Source organism: Pseudomonas sp. K5002, from assembly GCF_013386655.1.
Taxonomy (GTDB): domain Bacteria; phylum Pseudomonadota; class Gammaproteobacteria; order Pseudomonadales; family Pseudomonadaceae; genus Aquipseudomonas.
This window is the reverse complement of record NZ_JACARK010001767.1, coordinates 1-337: the sequence shown is the minus strand read 5'-3', so window position 1 is coordinate 337 and position 337 is coordinate 1. Positions and strand designations below refer to the sequence as shown.

Below are 337 nucleotides of genomic sequence, written 5' to 3'. Positions count from 1 at the left end.
GACGCGGCGCAAACCAACGTCTTCGAGCACCCTGGCGCCCGGGACGTGATCCGCCGCGAAGAATTCGAACGCCAGGGCGCCACCCAGGCCCGCGACGTGCTCAACCGCATTCCCGGGGTCAACGCCCCGGAAAACAACGGCACCGGCAGCCACGACATGGCGCTGAACTTCGGCATTCGCGGGCTCAACCCACGCCTGGCCTCGCGCTCCACGGTCTTGATGGACGGCATCCCGGTGCCGTTCGCGCCGTATGGCCAGCCGCAGTTGTCGTTCGCGCCCATCAGCATGGGCAACATGGATGCCGTGGACGTGGTACGCGGCGGCGGCGCAGTGCGTT

At 68.2% G+C, this 337-nt stretch carries 1 protein-coding gene; it reads left to right on the top strand.

The features are described from left to right. The coding region (locus tag HX846_RS39170) for a TonB-dependent receptor plug domain-containing protein (RefSeq protein ID WP_178967694.1) at positions 1-337 on the top strand (337 nt) is incomplete at both ends.